The sequence below is a fragment of the Teichococcus vastitatis genome (assembly GCF_003604215.1).
Classification (GTDB): Bacteria; Pseudomonadota; Alphaproteobacteria; order Acetobacterales; family Acetobacteraceae; genus Pseudoroseomonas; species Pseudoroseomonas vastitatis.
Map to the genome: position 1 here is coordinate 1 of NZ_QXGS01000188.1, position 884 is coordinate 884.

1 protein-coding gene is annotated in these 884 nt (G+C 67.0%); it reads right to left on the minus strand.

What is annotated here, in order from left to right:
* A partial coding sequence (locus tag D2K64_RS23845; protein WP_120010914.1) for an IS110 family RNA-guided transposase occupies positions 1-884 on the minus strand: 884 nt, incomplete at both ends.

The following is an 884-nucleotide window of genomic DNA, read 5'->3' on the forward strand; positions in this document are numbered from 1 at the left end:
CGGGTCCTGGTCAGGTTGTATTCGTACGCAGAACCCCGCTGTCCGCGTCGCTCCGGCTGCCCTGAGCGCAGTTCCAGGCCCCGCAGCTTCCTGGCATGCAGGGCGGGCCTGACCCCGGCATAATCCTCGCCCTTGGCGAGCATGTGCCAGACGATCACGACGAGCTTACGGGCAACAGCGACGGCAGCGATGTGGTTGCCGCGCCGGACCGCGACACGCTGGTAGAATGCCCGTAAGGGGCCTGGACCACGCAGGGCCTGCCAGGCTGCTTCGACCAGCATGTGTCTCGCATGCGAGCGGCCCTGCTTGGTGATGCGCCCGTGCTGGAGCCGTCCTCCGCCGGATTGATGGACGCTCGGGTTCAGCCCGATATAGGCGACGAGTTGATCCGGCCTCTGGAACCTGGAGATAGGCCCGATAGCTGCCGACAGCCCGAGCGCCACCACCATGTCGATGCCGGGGATGGTCATCAGGCGCTTGATGGTGGCATCCGCCAGGGCATCCCGCGCCAACCCGCGCTCCACGACCTTGAGATCCTCGCCCAGGCGATCATACTCGCGCAGGTGCCGCTCCACCGCGTCCTGCTCATCAGGCGGCAGGGGTTGGGCCAGGAGCCAGGCACGTCCCCGGATGCCGAACAGCTCGGCATGCGGACACTGCGGCATCAGATGAGCATGCAGGATCGACTGGGTGATGGTCTTGAGCCGCACCCGCTGGCGCACGATCTGGTTGCGCCGCGTGACCTGCCGGCGCAGCGCCTGCGTCCTCGCGTCCGGCACCCAAACCTCGGGCAGGAAGTTGCTGGCATAGAGCTTGGCCAGCACCGTCGCATCGATCGTGTCAGTCTTGATCTTGGCCTGCGCGATCAGCCGCACCTGCCGCGG